This window comes from Haloarcula salina (assembly GCF_049603855.1).
GTDB classification, from domain to species: domain Archaea; phylum Halobacteriota; class Halobacteria; order Halobacteriales; family Haloarculaceae; genus Haloarcula; species Haloarcula salina_A.
Genome location: NZ_CP187148.1, coordinates 174,955 through 190,499, shown reverse-complemented (window position 1 = coordinate 190,499; position 15,545 = coordinate 174,955). Strand labels below are relative to the sequence as shown.

Annotated in this window: 12 protein-coding genes; 8 read left to right on the top strand and 4 right to left on the bottom strand. The window is 65.0% G+C overall.

The annotated features are described in order from the left end of the window. Positions 1-11: 11 nt before the first annotated feature. Positions 12-2,003, top strand: coding sequence for a beta-galactosidase (locus ACOZ4I_RS18260; protein ID WP_424005369.1), 1,992 nt, complete (start codon positions 12-14; stop codon positions 2,001-2,003). Positions 2,004-2,790: 787 nt separating this feature from the next. Here ACOZ4I_RS18260 and ACOZ4I_RS18255 read toward each other — a convergent pair. Further along, on the bottom strand, positions 2,791-3,558 hold the full coding sequence (locus tag ACOZ4I_RS18255) for an IclR family transcriptional regulator (protein ID WP_424005367.1): 768 nt from the start codon (positions 3,556-3,558) through the stop codon (positions 2,791-2,793). Positions 3,559-3,694: 136 nt separating this feature from the next. On the opposite strand from ACOZ4I_RS18255, the gene ACOZ4I_RS18250 reads away from it, so the two are divergent. Then, positions 3,695-5,296 carry a glycoside hydrolase family 28 protein gene (locus ACOZ4I_RS18250; protein WP_424005365.1) on the top strand — a complete coding sequence of 534 codons (1,602 nt, stop codon included), beginning with the start codon at positions 3,695-3,697 and terminating at the stop codon, positions 5,294-5,296. A 36-nt stretch (positions 5,297-5,332) separates the two neighbouring features. On the opposite strand, the gene ACOZ4I_RS18245 is transcribed toward ACOZ4I_RS18250, so the two are convergent. Next, a complete protein-coding gene (locus ACOZ4I_RS18245; RefSeq protein ID WP_424005363.1) occupies positions 5,333-6,841 on the bottom strand; it encodes a hypothetical protein in 1,509 nt (502 codons plus the stop codon). A 189-nt stretch (positions 6,842-7,030) separates the two neighbouring features. On the opposite strand from ACOZ4I_RS18245, the gene ACOZ4I_RS18240 reads away from it, so the two are divergent. The 6 genes from ACOZ4I_RS18240 to ACOZ4I_RS18215 all read left to right on the top strand — a co-directional run bounded on the left by ACOZ4I_RS18240 (position 7,031) and on the right by ACOZ4I_RS18215 (position 12,759). Next, positions 7,031-8,554 (top strand): extracellular solute-binding protein, encoded by a 1,524-nt coding sequence (locus ACOZ4I_RS18240; protein WP_424005361.1) that lies wholly within the window; start codon positions 7,031-7,033, stop codon positions 8,552-8,554. Between the two features lie 69 nt (positions 8,555-8,623). Next, positions 8,624-9,577: a carbohydrate ABC transporter permease gene (locus ACOZ4I_RS18235; protein ID WP_424005359.1), complete on the top strand. Its 954-nt coding sequence runs from the start codon at positions 8,624-8,626 to the stop codon at positions 9,575-9,577. Further along, the gene (locus ACOZ4I_RS18230) at positions 9,574-10,485 is read left to right on the top strand and encodes a carbohydrate ABC transporter permease (protein ID WP_424005357.1); all 912 of its coding nucleotides are present in this window, start codon (positions 9,574-9,576) and stop codon (positions 10,483-10,485) included. Before ACOZ4I_RS18235 ends, ACOZ4I_RS18230 begins: the two co-directional genes overlap by 4 nt. A gap of 4 nt (positions 10,486-10,489) precedes the next feature. Then, positions 10,490-11,638 carry an ABC transporter ATP-binding protein gene (locus tag ACOZ4I_RS18225; protein WP_424005355.1) on the top strand — a complete coding sequence of 383 codons (1,149 nt, stop codon included), beginning with the start codon at positions 10,490-10,492 and terminating at the stop codon, positions 11,636-11,638. Between the two features lies 1 nt (position 11,639). Then, on the top strand, positions 11,640-11,807 hold the full coding sequence (locus tag ACOZ4I_RS18220; protein WP_424005353.1) for a hypothetical protein: 168 nt from the start codon (positions 11,640-11,642) through the stop codon (positions 11,805-11,807). A gap of 142 nt (positions 11,808-11,949) precedes the next feature. Next, positions 11,950-12,759 carry an aldo/keto reductase gene (locus tag ACOZ4I_RS18215; protein WP_424005352.1) on the top strand — a complete coding sequence of 270 codons (810 nt, stop codon included), beginning with the start codon at positions 11,950-11,952 and terminating at the stop codon, positions 12,757-12,759. A 131-nt stretch (positions 12,760-12,890) separates the two neighbouring features. On the opposite strand, the gene ACOZ4I_RS18210 is transcribed toward ACOZ4I_RS18215, so the two are convergent. Both ACOZ4I_RS18210 and ACOZ4I_RS18205 read right to left on the bottom strand, forming a co-directional pair. After that, entirely contained in the window at positions 12,891-13,988 is a 1,098-nt protein-coding gene (locus ACOZ4I_RS18210; RefSeq protein WP_424005351.1) for a Gfo/Idh/MocA family protein, read from the bottom strand. Positions 13,989-14,181: 193 nt separating this feature from the next. Further along, on the bottom strand, positions 14,182-15,531 hold the full coding sequence (locus ACOZ4I_RS18205; protein WP_424005349.1) for a DUF362 domain-containing protein: 1,350 nt from the start codon (positions 15,529-15,531) through the stop codon (positions 14,182-14,184). Positions 15,532-15,545 lie beyond the last annotated feature (14 nt).

The window sequence follows — 15,545 nt, the reverse complement described above, 5'->3', positions numbered from 1 at the left end:
GAGGGCCAGATATGACGATCGGAGTCTGCTATTTCCCCGAGCACTGGCCCAGTGATCGGTGGGAGACGGACGTCGCACAGATGGCTGACTGCGGAATCGAGTACGTCCGCATGGGAGAGTTCTCGTGGGGCCGAGTCGAACCCGAGCGGGGGTCGTTCGACTTCGCGTGGCTCGACGAGGCCATCGACCTCATCGGCGACCACGGGATGGAGGCGGTGCTGTGTACGCCGACGGCGACGCCACCGAAGTGGCTCGTCGACGACCATCCAGACATCCGTCAGAGAGACCGCGACGGGACGCCCCGGGAGTGGGGGAGCCGTCGATTCACCTGTTTCAACTCCCCCACGTATCGCGCCGAAACGGAGCGCATCGTCCGAACGATGACCGAACGCTACGCCGACCACCCGTACGTCGCTGGCTGGCAAACAGACAACGAGTACGGCTGTCACGAGACCGTCACCTGCTACTGTGACGACTGTAGTGAGGCGTTCAGCGAATGGCTCGCGGAGCGGTACGACAGCGTCGACGCGCTCAACGAAGCCTGGGGCACCGCGTTCTGGAGCCAGCAGTACGACCGGTTCGAGGCGGTCGATCCCCCGGGACCGACGCCGGCGGCACATCACCCCGCGCGCCTGCTCGACTACGAGCGGTTCAGCAACGACAGCGTCGTCGAGTACAATCGCCTGCACGCCGACCTGATACGCGAGGCGAACGACGAGTGGTTCGTCACCCACAACTTCATCGGCGGCTTCTCGCTCGACGCCTATCGGCTGGCCGACGACCTCGATTTCCTCTCGTGGGACTCGTATCCGACGGGGTTCGTCCAGGACCGCCAGCCCGAACCGGCGACGCCCGATCAGTTGCGCGCCGGCGACCCCGACCAGGTGGGGATGAACCACGACATCCAGCGCGGCGCGAAACGGAACCCGTTCTGGGTGATGGAACAGCAACCGGGCGACGTGAACTGGCCGCCCTACTCGTCTCAGCCGGCCGACGGCGCGATGCGACTGTGGGCGCACCACGCCGTCGCTCACGGGGCCGACGCCGTCGTCTACTTCCGCTGGCGGCGGTGCCGACAGGGACAGGAACAGTATCACGCCGGCCTCCGGCGGCAGGACGGCTCTCCAGACCGGGGCTACCGGGACGCCTCGAGGGCCGCGGAGGAACTGTTCGACCTTGGTTCGGTCGACGCGTCGGTCGCGGTCGTTCACGACTACGAGAGCCTCTGGGCGACCAGCTCACAGCCCAACGCTCCCGAATGGGACTACTGGGCGCACCTGCGAACCTACTACGACGCACTCCGTGCCCGCGGCCAACAGGTCGACGTCGTCCCCCCGACTGCGGACCTCCAGACGTACGACGCGGTGGTCGCGCCGACGCTGTACCTCGTCGGTGACGACCGCGCGTCGGCGCTCGCGGACTACGTGTCGTCGGGTGGTTCCCTCCTCCTCGGTGCCCGGACGGGCGAGAAAGACCCGCACAATCAGCTCCACGAGTCACTCGCGCCCGGGCCGCTGGCGTCGCTCGCCGGCACGCGTATCGAGCGCCACGAGACGCTTCCCGACTCGGTCGAGACTCGGGTGGACTACCGTGGCTCGGAATACGGCTTTCGGACGTGGGCCTCGTGGCTGGCCCCGGAGGAGGGCGACAGGCGCGGCGAGTACGGGACGGGCGAGGCTGACGGATGTCCGGCGATCGTACACAACGAGACGGGACAGGGAGCGGTGACCTACTGTGGCTGCTGGCCCAGCGACGCGCTCGCCGACGCGCTCGTCACGGACCTGCTCGCCGCGGCCGACATCGAGTACACCGACCGCTTCCCCGACGGCGTGCGGGTGATGGAGCGAGACGGTTACACGTGGGTCCTGAACTTCACCAGCGATGCGGTCGAAATCGACGTAGACCCCACCGTTACCTTCCACACCGGCGGTTCGACCGTCGGCGCATTCGACGTGGCGGTTCTCGACGGACCGACCCAGGCTGTCGAACTCGTCGCCGAGTGACCGCGACGAGTGTCCGTCATCCCGGCCGAAACGCCCGAGCGTTCGTCTTGGGGCGGACACAACAGACGAACTCCGCCGGCGAAGGCTCGCAGCTCCGCTCGGGACAATCGTTGTCAATGTTCAAATCCTCGAATCTTTATTCCGTAGATACAATCGCATATGTCAAATATAAATTCGAACTCAGAGAAAATTCCCGAACCTGTTTCCGAGTGCTGGGAATACGAACGTAAGTTGCCTCGTATCCGCCGAACGTACGGACATTTGACAGTCGATCGGGAACTGTCGACTGTCGGCGACCACGACGGCCGTACTACATAGCTCGGCCGGCTGTGAGATGGAAACGAACGATCCTGACCCACCCACGGCGGCTACCGATGCAGGACTGTCTCCCACCTCGCGTCGACAGAGACGTTGGAGGACGCGCTAGCCAGACAGGCCGCGTGCCAGTCGCTTCTCCGTGACAGAGAGCGCCTTCGTAGCGGAACGGACGTATCCATGTCGTGAACTGCCGTCCCGACGGTTCGTCCATCGTGCGAGAGGACTAACGGGTGTACGGCTGTTATATTCCGATTGCCGAATCGTTCGGTGGTCGCCGTATCGCAACGCGATACGCTGTCTAACTGTGGAACTGTCAAGTATGACTGGCCCGAATCCAGTATTACTTGATTCACTCAACTAATAGTAATATCTCACTGAATATAAGTGAATATTCAGTATGCGGCTGTGTGAGAATGGACATTCTGAAATACGATTCTGTATTGCTGAAATACACTCTACTAATACTGTTTCACGTGTAGGTGATGTTCAGTTCGATCACGTTGGCGACGCTCTTGAGCTTCTCGGGCAGTTCCTCGCGGAAGCGCTCGTTCTGAAATCGGCTGGTCGGCCCGGAGACGCTGATCGCGCCCTCGACGGTGTCGTTGTTGTTGACGATGGGAACGGCCACACAGCGGAGGCCTTTGAGGCGGGCCTCGTCGTCGAACGCGACGCCCTCCTCGCGGACCCGTTCGAGGTGTGAAAACAGTTCCTCGCGGTCGGAGATGGTGTTCTCCGTCGTCGCCGGCATCCCGTGCTGGTCGATGATCTCTTCGACTCGCGTACGCGGGAGGTGAGCGAGAATGGCGTTCCCGAGGGCCGTGTTGTGGAGGTAGACCCGCTGGCCGATGTACGAATCCGTCTTGACCGCGTCCTCGCCGTGGGCCCTGTGCAGGTAGACCCCTTTGCCGTGCTGTTCCACGAGCAAATTCGCGAGTTCGCCGGTCTCTGCCGCCAGTTCGTCCACCTCGTCCTTCGCGATGTCGTAGAGTCGTTCCCGGTGGCGCGCGTGGCCGCCGAGGTCGAGCAGTCGCAGTCCGACCTTGTAGGTGTTCCCGTCTTTCACGACGTAGCCGTCGTCTTCGAGCGTCGTGAGGTAGTTGTGGATGCTGCTCTTCGAGAGGTCGAAGGCGTCGGTGAGGTCCGTGACGGTGGCCCCGTTTCGCACCTTTAGCTCCTCGAGTATCGAGAACGTCGTCTGTGCGGTCTTGACTGCGTTCGGGTTCTGCTGGTCGGCCATAGCCGATACGAGAACGGCAACATTGATAAATCTATTCCAGCGATGCCAACTCTGAGTCCAGTAATACTGGACCATCGTGAGCGCTCCGTCAGCACAAGCGCTTTGCACCGTCCAGTCCTTCGGTCCACTACCGGAGATGAGCCACGCTATCACTGACTACGGCGGTGTCGACGGAAGCCACGCCACCGAAGCGTTTCAGGCGGCAATCGACGCGTGTGCCGACGACGGCGGCGGAACGGTCCGCGTCCCACCGGGCGAGTACGAAGTCGGGTCTGTCTCGCTCTCTGACCATCTCACCGTCTCGCTCGCCCCTGGTGCGGTCGTCTCTGCCAGTCCCGACGAGGCGGACTACCAGTGTCCCCCGGAGTACGTCGGTCCCGACGGCGAGCGCCCGCTCGTTCTCGCTCGGAACTGTACCGGCGTGTCGATAACGGGCAAGGGAACGATCCGCGGACGCGGGACGGAGATAACGGACCTGGACGAACCGCTCCGACAGCACTCCGGGCAGTCGGCGTCGGTCCCGCTCGTCAGCGACGGCGAACCGCGGGCGCGCCAGGGCGAGGACTTCCTCGACCCGACGGACGGGACCGACGAGTGGCCGGTGGCGAAACCGCCCTTCCGACCCGGACCGATGCTCTGCTTCGACGGCTGTGAGAACGTCGCACTCAGCGGCGTCACGTTCAGCGACGCGCCGGCGTGGACGGTCTCGCTCCGGAACTGCGAGTCGGTGACCGTCGGCGGCGTCACCGTCCGCAACCACATGCGAATCCCGAACTGCGACGGCCTCTCCGTGGACGGGTCGCGCGACGTCCGCGTCTCGGACTGTTCGATCCGGTGCTGTGACGACGCGATCACGCTGAAGGCCACGGAGGCGGAGCGGGCCTGCGAATCCGTCGCCGTGACGAACTGCACGCTCGCCTCGCGGGCGTGTGCCGTGAAACTCGGGTCCGAGACGAACGGGCCGATCCGCGACTGCGTTATCTCCAACTGCGTCGTGCGCGGCTCGAACCGCGGGCTCGGTATCCAGCACCGCGACGGCGGCGACATCGAGCGGATTCGGTTTCGCGACTGCACCGTCGAGACGCGCCTGTTCGACGGGCCGTGGTGGGGGAAGGCGGAGCCCATCTACGTCACGTCGGTCCCGCGCGACGAGCAGACGGACCTCGGACGGGTCGCGGGCATCACGGTCTCGAACGTCGACGCGCGGTGTGAGAGCGGCGTGCTGGTGTACGGCCACACCGACGCCGACATCGAAGACGTGCGACTGGAGGCGGTCCACCTAGACGTTCGCGAGGCGTCCGAGGCGGATGCTGTCGGCGGGAACGTCGACCTCCAGCCGACGAGCGTCGAGCCGCCGATTCGCGAGCACGACGTGCCGGCCGTCCACTGCGAGAACGTCGACGGGCTCGTACTACGCGACGTTACCGTCGAGTGGGCCGACGACGTGCCGGCGTACCACACCCACGGTGTTGCGGGCGTCGGTCTCGATGACGTCATTATCGACGGCTTCGACGGCGCTCCGGCTCACTCCGAAAGCGGTGACGCCGCGGTCTCGCTCCGAGACTCGTCGACCGTCACCGTCCGCGATTCGCGGGCCCGAGCTGGGACGGGCGTCTTCCTCGAAGCGGTGGAGACGAGCGACGAGCGACTGTTCTCGGGCAACGACCTCGCCGAGGCGGAGCGGAAAATCGCAGGCGGAACGGCGTTCACGGAGTTCGGGAACGTCGATCCGCAGTGAGGGCGGGGACGAAGGGAGAGCGGCGAAGACGCGCCGCTACTCGTCGTCGACCTCTTCGGTGACGAGCGAGCCGTCGTTATCGACGCTGACGCGGTACCGGGCGGACCCGTCGGGCGTCGTCAGCACCACCCCGTCTCCGGCACCGGGAACGCGAACGTCCGTGTCGTCGACCACGAGCGACGCCTCCTCGCCGTCGCCCGCGTGGAAGGCGTGTGAGTCGTGGGTCTGGCGGCGCTCGACGCCGTCGTCGAACCAGCGCGTCGACCCCTCGGCGTCGTCGCCCACGGTCGGCGCGGGGCGGACGTTCTGCTGGTCGTAGTGGGTGACGTACTCCAGGTCGGTCCCGACCTCTGCGTTGTAGCAGTCGACGTTCTGGATGTAGACGCCGTCGTGGCGGTCCCCCTCGCCGTCGGTCACGTCGGCCACGGTGACGCCGCTGTGGTACTCCATCGCGTTGTGGCGCTCGCGGACGTTCTGGATCGAGACTTTCCGTACGGATGTGACGGAGTTCTCCAGTTTGACGATGCTCTCGCTGACGGACTGGAGCGGGTGGCCGCCACACTGGATGGAGTCCAGGTTGATAGTCGCGCCGCCGTCGATGCGGATGCTGTGCTCGCCGCCGCCGCCCCGCCAGTTGTAGATGTCGAGGTCGAAGGCGGGACCGTAGGGCACGTCGTCGTTGCCGTGCTCGGCGAGGAAGGCGTCGGTACAGCCCGTGACCTCCGTGTCGTGGACCGTCAGTTCGCTGGAGCCGTGGTAGTCGGCCAGGCGGACGCCGGCCGGGACCGTGTTTCGTCCTTCGAGGTTCTGGAGGTACATCCGCGAGAGGTGCCCGTGGCCGAGGCCCTGGATGTCGACGAACGAGCGTTCGAGGTTCTGTTTCGCGTAGAACATCCCGCCGTTGAGCGTGATGTTCTCGGTCTTCTCGTCCGGCCCGATGACGAAGAAGCTCTCGATGGTGTCGGTCGCGTAGATGAGCGTCCAGCCCATGTCGAAGACGAGCTTTCCCGTGTTGTTCCCGATGGTCATCGGCGACTCGACGCGCCACGCCGGGAGGCCGTCGGCCGCGGCGGGGTCCTCGGGGTCGGGGGCCGGAATCACGATTCGGTGACCTGGCTGCTGGTTCGGGATGTCGTCGCCCTCGGGCAGGGCTTCGAGTACGTTGTCGACCTTCTGGTCGAGCGTCTCGCCCGGGTACTCCGTCACGACGTGTATCGAGTCCGGGACGCCGCCGCTGGCGTTGAGCGTCCCGTCCGTCACGGAGAGGTTCGCCCCGGTGAACTCGGAGATGGAAGCGTCGCCGCCCGCCATAGAGAGCGAGCCCAGGCCCGTCAGCGCGTGCTCGCCGGCGTCGACGTCGGCGTCCCAGTCGTACCACGGCTGGTTTCCGTTGCCGTTTCCTGTGTCTTCCTGTGCGCTCGCGGCCCCCGTGCCCGCGAGGAGGCCGCCGAGTCCAGTTCCGAGCGCCGCGAGCGCCCCGCGTCGAGAGAGGGGGAGATTGGCAGGCGATTCGCTACCGTCTGGTCGCGTATCGTCGTCACTCATAGTAGTGCGTACTGTGTTGCCACAGCGCGTAGGAAATCAGACGTACCGTTCTTATACTTTTGGGTGAACGGCCGCGAGATACCCTCTCACCTTGCAATTCAGGCGTTCCGGAATTGCCGACCGAAATCAGTGACCGACGAGATCTACGTGAACAATAATTTTATATACTGGGACCATGATATCCAGCGTATGGCACGCGACAGCAGCAATACCCATACGTCTAGTCACAGCAGCGCCCGTGCGCTCTCCCGACGGCAGTTCGTCACCGCAGTCGGTGCGTCCGGGCTGGCGGCCGGACTGGCCGGCTGTTCGGGCACAGGCGGCGGCGACGGGAGCGGCGGCGACGGGAGCAGCGGTGGCGACGTATCGACGGACAACCTCGAATACGGCGGCGAGGACGTCACCGTCGAGTACAGCACCGCGCCGCTGTTCGGCAACATCGCCGACACGCTCAAGCAGGCGGCCTACGACGCGGGAATGCCCCAGAGCATCGACATCGAGTTCTCGACGACGGTGTGGGGCGCGGACGACCTGCAGGACCGCTACAACCAGATCCTCTCGTCCGGGCGGACGACGCCGGACTTCATGCTGACGAACTTCGCGTACACGCCGTTTTTCGCCCCGCGAGAGTGGCTGCTCGACCTCACGCAGGTTCTCGGGGAGGAGAAGCTGAACGCGCTCGAAAACGACTACTCGCAGGTGATGGTCGACTCGATGCGCTGGGACGGCGGCCTCTATGGCATCCCCCAGTTCATCGACATCCCGACCATCCAGTACCGCAAGGACCTCGTCGAGGCGGCCGGCTACGACCCCGAGGGCGAGAACTGGGCGACGGAGCCGCTCACGTGGGAGTACTTCGCCGAAGTCACGAAAGCGGCACAGGAGGAAGCCGGGACGGACCACGGCTACACGACGGCGATGAACCAGCGCAACATCGGGAGCATCACCGGCTACGAGCACCTCGTCACCAACGGCGGCAACTACTTCGGCGACATGTCGAACCAGAACGGGCCCATCGGCGACCGGCCCGTGACCATCGACGAGGAACAGACGATCCAGACGCTCCGGCAGTTCCGGACCTTCCTCTACGGGAGCGACGACGAGTACGCCATCGAGGGACTCACCGGTGGCATCACGCCGTCGAACGCGCTCGGCTGGGACACCTCCCCGTCGATGGAGTCGTTCAACGCGGGCGAGGCCATCACCCACCGGAACTGGTCGTTCGCCATCGCCGAGTACGGCAGCGAAGACAGTTTCGGTGAGGACCTCGGCGTCATGCCGTACCCCTACAGCGTCTCGGAGTCCGATGCCCCATACGAGGGCGCCGGCGGCACGAACGCCAAACTGGGCGGCTGGCACCTCTCGATCAACCCCAACACCGAGAAGCTGGCGGCGACCGTCGAAGCGATCAAAGCGATGACCTCCGACGAGTTCTACCTCACCATCTTCGAGGAACTGGGTTCGACGCCGCCGAAACCCGGACTGTTCGAGTCGGACCGGGCACAGGAGATCGACGTGATGGGCCGGTACCTCGACACGCTGCAGTTCCAGTCCCAGAACCAGTTCGCACCGCCGATCAACGCCGTCTGGGACCCCCAGAAGTCCGCCATCGGCCAGGAGTTCCACGCCTGTCTCAATCAGCAGAAATCGCCCGAGGAAGCGGTCGCCGCCGCACAGAGCCAGGTCGAACAGATCGAGGAACAGGAGTCGTGAGCGTGACGCCCGCCTCGACACCGTCCGCCGAAATCTACAAGCCACTGGGCGACGCCGTACACTAACACGATGAGACAGAAAGTCCAGCAGGCGGTCTCACCGGTCTTCCTCAAGATCGAGCAGTTGGACGAGGACAAGTACGGGTACCTGCTCGTCGCGCCCGTGTTCCTCGTTCTCGGGGTGCTGGCGTTTTACCCGCTGGTCAGGACGTTCTACTTCTCGTTACAGGACGACGACTTGACCGGAGTCCACCCCATCGGCGAGTTCGTCGGCCTGGAGAACTACGTCCAGATACTCAGCGGCGACGCCAACGCCATCCTGACCTCGCCCTTCTTCGACCTGCAAGCGCCGTTTTCCAGCGCGCTCATCGTCACCCTGCTCATCACGGGCGTGAGCGTCTTGATCGGGACGGTCCTGGGTCTCGGAATGGCCATCATCCTCAATAAGGAGTTCAGAGGGAGGCGCTACGCGCGGACCATCGTCATCCTCCCGTGGTCGATCCCCATCGTCATCCAGGGGATGATGTTCTTCCTGCTGTTCCAGCCGTCGCTGAGCCCGTTCGTCGAACCGCTGGCGAACCTCGGAATCTTCAGCTCCAATCCGCTGATAAGCAGCCAGGACTCGACGATCATCGTCATCCTCGTCGATATCTGGCGGAAGATCCCGTTCATCGCGCTGATCATCATGGCCGGCATCGCGAGCATCGACCAGAACCTCTACGACGTGGCGGAGGTCGCGGGCGCGACGAAGTGGCAGCAGTTCCGCCTGATCACCCTGCCACAGATCAAGCCGGTGCTGTTCATCGGGATGATCTTCTACACGATCAGTTCGATGAAGATCTACGGCATCGTCGAGGCGTCGGCAGGCTGTAGCACCGTTCCCACGCTGACCTGTCTGGTCGTCCAGACCTTCAGACAGCAGCGCTGGGCCACCGCGTCCGCCATCGCGTTCCTCACCGCCGTCGTCATCGGCGTGATAATCATGGTGTACGTCGTGCGGTTCCGGGAGGCCGATGCGTCATGAGCGAACAGCAATACAGCGGCCTGACCGGCCGCATCGTCAAGTACGCCATCCACAACTCCACCGACGTGTACCGGCTGGGGTTCTGGGTCGGCCTGGTATCGTTCATCATGATCACCCTGTTCCCGTTCTACTGGCTGCTGGTGCTCGCAGTGACGCCGGATAACCAGCTCTACCAGATGGGGATCGTGCCGGACAACTTCAACGTCGGCGTGTTCCTCACCGTGGTCCAGGAGTACCCGCTGCACCACTACATCTTCAACAGCATCCTGATCGCGACGGTCACGGTGATCGTCTGCATCACGCTCGGGAGCCTCGCGGGCTACGCCTTCGGGCGGGTGGACTTCCCCGGGAAGGGACCGCTGCTGTTGCTGCTGCTGATCATCTCGTACTTCCCGGGCATCGCGTTCCTCATCCCCCTGTTCGAGCTACTGACCGGCTCGCTGAGCATCCTCGGGACGCCGACGCCGGACCTCTACAACACGCCCTGGGGGATGGTGTTCCCCTTTACGATGCTCAGCCTGCCAATCACTATCTTCATCCTGACGACGTTCTACAGCCAGATTCCGGACGGGCTGGAGGACGCCGCCAGGGTGGAGGGAACCACGCGGCTGGGCGCGCTGTTCCGGGTCATCATGCCGCTGTCGGCACCCGGCGTCGTGACCGCCGCGATCATCGTCTTCATCGGCGTCTACCGGGAGTTCTTCTTCTCGTTCATCATGACCGACGGCTCCCCGGAGAACTGGGCCGTCCTGGTGTACGGGATACTGAACTTCCAGCAGCAACACACGCAGATGTACAACATGATGGCGGCCGCGAGCCTCATCGGAATCATCCCGATCGCCGTGCTCGTCATCCTCGCGCAAGAACACATCGTCCGCGGCCTGACCGCGGGCGGCCTCAAGGAGTAACACAATGGGAGAAGTCAACCTCACGGACGTTCGCAAAGAGTACGAAGACGTCGTCGCCGTCGAAGGGATGGACCTGACCATCGAGGACGGGGAGTTCGTCACGCTGGTCGGGCCATCCGGCTGTGGGAAGTCGACCACCCTGGAGACCATCTCCGGGCTGACGACGCCCACGAGCGGCACGATCGAGATCGCCGGCAGGGACGTGACCACCAAGCCGCCGAAAGACCGCAACATCGCGATGGTGTTCCAGAACATCGCGCTGTTCCCGCACATGACCGTCTACGAGAACATCAGTTTCGGGCTGCGGCTGCGGAACTTCGACAAAGAGGAGATCGACCGCCGGGTCGAGAACGCCGTCGAAATCGTCCAGCTCGAAGGGATGCTCGACCGCAGTCCCGACGAGCTCTCGGGCGGCCAGCAACAGCGCGTCGGCATCGCCCGCGCCATCGTGCGCGAGCCGGACGTGTTCCTGATGGACGAGCCGCTGGCCAATCTGGACGCCAAGCTCCGCGTCGCGATGCGGACCGAGATTCAGCGCCTCCAGAAGGAACTGGGCATCACCTCGGTGTACGTCACTCACGACCAGGAAGAGGCGATGACGATGTCCGACCGCATCGCCATCATCAACGACGGCCGACTCCAGCAGTGCTCGCCGCCACTGGAGTGTTACAACCGCCCGGTCAACACCTTCGTCGCGCAGTTCATCGGGAGCCCCTCGATGAATCTCTTTGACGGCGAGGTGGCCGGAGACGCCCTCGACGTGGGCGACTTCAGCGTCGCGTACGACACGACCGGCACGCCGCTCGCGGACGGCGACCGGGTGACCCTGGGCGTGCGCCCAGAGGACATCTACCTCGCCGACGACGCCGACGACATCGCGCACCCGAGCACGCCCGTCACGGTGTCCGTCGACGTGCTGGAGCCCGTCGGCGACCAGACCTACGCGTACCTGCTGGCCGAGACCGACGGCGAGACGACGGAACTGCTGATGAGCATCGACCCCGACAAGTCGATCAGCGAGGACGACACGGTCGAGGTCGTGTTCTCGCGGGACGACGTGCACGTCTTCGACGGCGCGGGCGACGCGGTCGTCCACAGCCTCGTCGACCCCAGCGCCGCGGCCGACGACGTCACCGTCGAGGGGGAGGCCTGAGATGCCGACGCTCACGGGCGTGGCGTACCTCGTCGCGATGACGCTACTGTTCGGCCTCTGGATCTACGGCGCGGTGTCGCTGTACTTCGATCTTCGCCACCGCTTCCTGCCCCAGCTGCTGGGCTGGATCCGAGAGCGACGGAGCACCGACCGACGACAGCTCGTCTAACGCCGGGCGGCCACCGACCCGCCGCTCGGCCCCGTCGTCTCAGCTTTCCAGACCGTTTTCACTGCACGACACCAGAGCGATTTCTCGTGACGTATCACCGGTAACCGAAAGAAATAACCGCCCCGGTGGTGAGCATGTGGACATGAGCGACGTACCAGCCATCGGTCTCGGCACGTGGCAGAACACCGACCCCGAAGAGTGCGCGGAGAGCGTCCGAACCGCCCTGGAAGTGGGCTACAGACACATCGACACGGCGCAGTACTACGGCAACGAAGAAGCCGTCGGCGAGGGGATCGCCCGGGCCGACGTGCCCCGCGAGGACGTCTTCGTCGGCTCGAAGGTCCACGCGGAGAAGTTCGGGCTCGCACACGACGAGGTCATCGAAGGCCTCGAAGTGACGCTCGACCGCCTCGGCCTGGACAAACTCGACCTGCTGTACGTCCACTGGCCGGTCGGGAACTACGACGCCGCCGAGACGCTGCCGGCCTTCGACGAGGTCCGCGACCGGGGACTGATCGACCACGTCGGCGTCTGTAACTTCAGCACGGAACTGCTGGACGAGGCGATGGACCACCTCGACGCGCCGCTGGTGGCCCACCAGGCGGAGACCCATCCGCTGCTCCAGCAGGACGAACTGGTCGCACACGCCCAGGAGCACGACTACCAACACGTCGCCTACTCACCGCTCGCGCGCGGCGACGTCTTCGATATCCCCGAAGTCGTCGCCATCGCCGAGAAGCACGGCGTCAGCGCGTCACAGGTAAGCCTCGCGTGGCTCCTCTCGCGTGAGAACGTCAGCGTCGTCCCGAAGGCGACCGGCGAGGCCCACATCCGCGACAACCTCGGCGCGCTCGACCTCGAACTCGATGCCGAAGATATCGAAACGATTCGCGGCATCGAGCGCGAGGAGCGGTTCGTCTCGCGCGACGGCGCGCCCTGGCTCGAAGCCTGAACAGCGAGCGAAACACACGGCGGGCTGTTTTCTGAACGATCACTCGTCCGGGAGCGATCGCGCTGGTCAGGCGTGAACGCGCTGCGAAAACGGGTGACGAAGGAGTGCGGTCGAACCCGAACCCCGGTTCGTTACCAGGACGTGATGGAGATCTCGCGCAGCGGCGGGGCCAGCGGGATGTCCACCGACGCGCCGGTGTAGTGCGAGAGGTAGAAACCGACGATGATTTCGAGCGACCGGGCGGCCTCCGTCCCGGGCGAGTAGTTCTCCTCCTCGCCGTTGAGGAGGTCCTCGACGTGGGTCGCCGCGTTCGCGAACGACCGCTCGTAGTCGTCTTCCCACGTCCACGCGCCGTCGATGCCCGGCAGCGATTGCTCGACGTGCTCGCCGTCTTCGAGCGACCAGTAGCGCCACTCGCCGTCGTCGTTGTTCATGTACAGCTTCCCCTCGGTCCCGATGAAGTTCAGGGTCATCGAGGAGATGTCGCGGGGAATCGTACAGTCGACGGTGACGAACGAACCGTCGTCCATCACGACGTGGCCGCCGCCGCCGGCGTCGACCACGTCCTGGGCGGCGTCGAGTGAATCGACGGCCTCGTTCTCGCCGTTGATGTACCCGCTGACCTCCGCGGCCCGGGCGTCGAGTAGGTAGACCAGCGTGTCCAGCACGTGCGTGGAGTTACGCATCAGTTCCATGCGGTACTGGGTGCTGACGGACTTGACCTCGCCGAGGATGTCCCGGTCGTGGATGAGATCGTAGAGGCGCTGGAGCTTGTCGGTGAACCGAAAGGAGTGGTTGACGACCAGTTCGGTGTCGGTCTCCTCACAGACCTCGACCATCTCCTCGGCGGCGCTGACCTGCGAGGCGATGGGTTTCTCACACCAGATGACCTCCGGATCGGCGGCGGACCGGGCGGCGTCGATGGTGTGCTCGTGGTGGAGAAACGACGGCGTGCAGACCGACACCACGTCCAGGTCCTCCGCGTCGAGCATCGCCTCGTGGCCGACGTACTGGCGCTCGGCGGGGATGTCCCACGCGTTGCCGAACGTCGCCAGTTTCTCCTCGTCCACGTCGGCCACCGCGACGAGTTCGATGTCGTCGGTGCTCGCGTAGCCGCCGGCGTGGCTCGCGTCGATCTTCTCCGTGCCGATCGCGTCCTCGTCGTGCATGCCGAGGATGCCCATTCCCGCGATTCCGCCCGTTCCGATTACGCCTGCTCGATATGTCATGGCTGTGTGAGTGCCGCCGCTGGGCACAGACGCGGCTCGGTCGCTACCCGCTGCGCTCCCGAGACGGTCCGCTACCCGCGGCGGTCGGTTTCCGTGGATAACACATCACTAGCAATCCTTATAAATCTTTGAGTGTGCCGGCGATTCTCGTCGGAAAATCGTCACCGCACGACCGAGTGAGACGGCCGGGCGGTTACTCGCGGAGCGACGGCGCGGCGAACTGGCCGTCGTCGAACTCGATGGGCGAGGGTTCTTCGACGACACGGAGGTCGTCGCGGTCACGCGCTGCCGCGACCAGCGCCGGCGAGGCGTACAGCCGCTGGAGGTGCATCGTGTCGGCGGCGCGGAGCACGCGGACCGTCTCGGTGTCGACGACGCCGATGGTCGAGAGGGCGGCGACCAGGCCGGCGCGGTCGGTCTCGACCACTGGCGGGAGCTTCACGCCGCGGATCGTACTGGCGGTGAGCGCGTTGATGAGCGAGGTCTGGGCGTCGAGTCCGGCGGCGACGTCCTCGTGGACGATGTCGGCCGATCCCATCCCCATGGCGTTGCCGTGTGTCTTCTCTGTCAATCCGCGGGTGTAGATGCGCTTGATGTTCGGTTTCTCGGGGGCCGGTTCGTTGATGGAGAACGGGCGGCGGCCGATGACGTTCGTGTCCAGGCCCTGGCCGCTGATCTCCTTGCCCTGCCGGTCGAAGACCACGAGGTCGAGGTCCTCGAAGGGGAGCTTCGGCATCAGGTCGTAGGCCGTCTCCAGCAGTTCGCGTTCGCGGTCGAGAAAGCCCGACGGCGGGACGCCTTCGATGAGCGTCGTCTCGTCGCGCTGGTCTTCGACGAGCGCGACGCCGCCGACCACGGGTAGTTCGTCCAGCAACTGCCCGGTGATCTCGGGAATCATCTTCCGGAACGACCAGTCGACGGCCCACTTGTGGGCGATCTGCGCGCCGCGTTGCTTGCCCATGCCGATGACGAGCATCTTCGAGAGCCCGCTCTCGACCGAGCCGTCAAAGTCCGTGTGAGGCTTGACGCGGTTGATCGGCACGATGGCGTCGGCGTCGACAGCGTTGGCGTCGGCAACGACCGGCACGTCGCGGTCCGGCGTCCGCCCAACCTCGACGACGTCCATGCTGGAGCGGATCTCACAGCCGATGGCGGACTCCGTCACGCCGAGTTCGTTCAGCATCTCACGCTGGCCCTCGCCGGTCGCGCCGCCGTGGCTGCCCATCGCCGGAAAGACGAACGGCTCGTAGCCGGCGTCTCTGACCGCTTCGACGACGCCGCCGACGATGGTCGGGAGGTTCGCGATGCCGCGGCTGCCGACGCCCAGGGCGACCTCCCCGCCGTCGGGTACGTCGGCGAACGACAGCGACTCGACGGCCTGCACCGCGCGGGCCGCGACCTCGGCCGACGGAATCGGGTCGGTGTCCCAGACCTGCTCGATTACGCCCAGTTCCGGCAGCGGCGGGTCGCCGCAGGCCTCGACGATGGTGTCTTCCGGGACCGACAGCGCTCGCGCCGCTATCTCCTGTTCACTTGCATCCATACCCGTGACATCGG

Coding starts and splice junctions, on each gene's coding strand:
- ACOZ4I_RS18210 (WP_424005351.1), bottom strand. CDS start 13,988: ATGACATATCGAGCAGGCGTAATCGGAACGGGCGGAATCGCGGGAATG.
- ACOZ4I_RS18240 (WP_424005361.1), top strand. CDS start 7,031: ATGGCACGCGACAGCAGCAATACCCATACGTCTAGTCACAGCAGCGCC.
- ACOZ4I_RS18245 (WP_424005363.1), bottom strand. CDS start 6,841: ATGAGTGACGACGATACGCGACCAGACGGTAGCGAATCGCCTGCCAAT.
- ACOZ4I_RS18230 (WP_424005357.1), top strand. CDS start 9,574: ATGAGCGAACAGCAATACAGCGGCCTGACCGGCCGCATCGTCAAGTAC.
- ACOZ4I_RS18220 (WP_424005353.1), top strand. CDS start 11,640: ATGCCGACGCTCACGGGCGTGGCGTACCTCGTCGCGATGACGCTACTG.
- ACOZ4I_RS18205 (WP_424005349.1), bottom strand. CDS start 15,531: ATGGATGCAAGTGAACAGGAGATAGCGGCGCGAGCGCTGTCGGTCCCG.
- ACOZ4I_RS18215 (WP_424005352.1), top strand. CDS start 11,950: ATGAGCGACGTACCAGCCATCGGTCTCGGCACGTGGCAGAACACCGAC.
- ACOZ4I_RS18225 (WP_424005355.1), top strand. CDS start 10,490: ATGGGAGAAGTCAACCTCACGGACGTTCGCAAAGAGTACGAAGACGTC.
- ACOZ4I_RS18250 (WP_424005365.1), top strand. CDS start 3,695: ATGAGCCACGCTATCACTGACTACGGCGGTGTCGACGGAAGCCACGCC.
- ACOZ4I_RS18260 (WP_424005369.1), top strand. CDS start 12: ATGACGATCGGAGTCTGCTATTTCCCCGAGCACTGGCCCAGTGATCGG.
- ACOZ4I_RS18255 (WP_424005367.1), bottom strand. CDS start 3,558: ATGGCCGACCAGCAGAACCCGAACGCAGTCAAGACCGCACAGACGACG.
- ACOZ4I_RS18235 (WP_424005359.1), top strand. CDS start 8,624: ATGAGACAGAAAGTCCAGCAGGCGGTCTCACCGGTCTTCCTCAAGATC.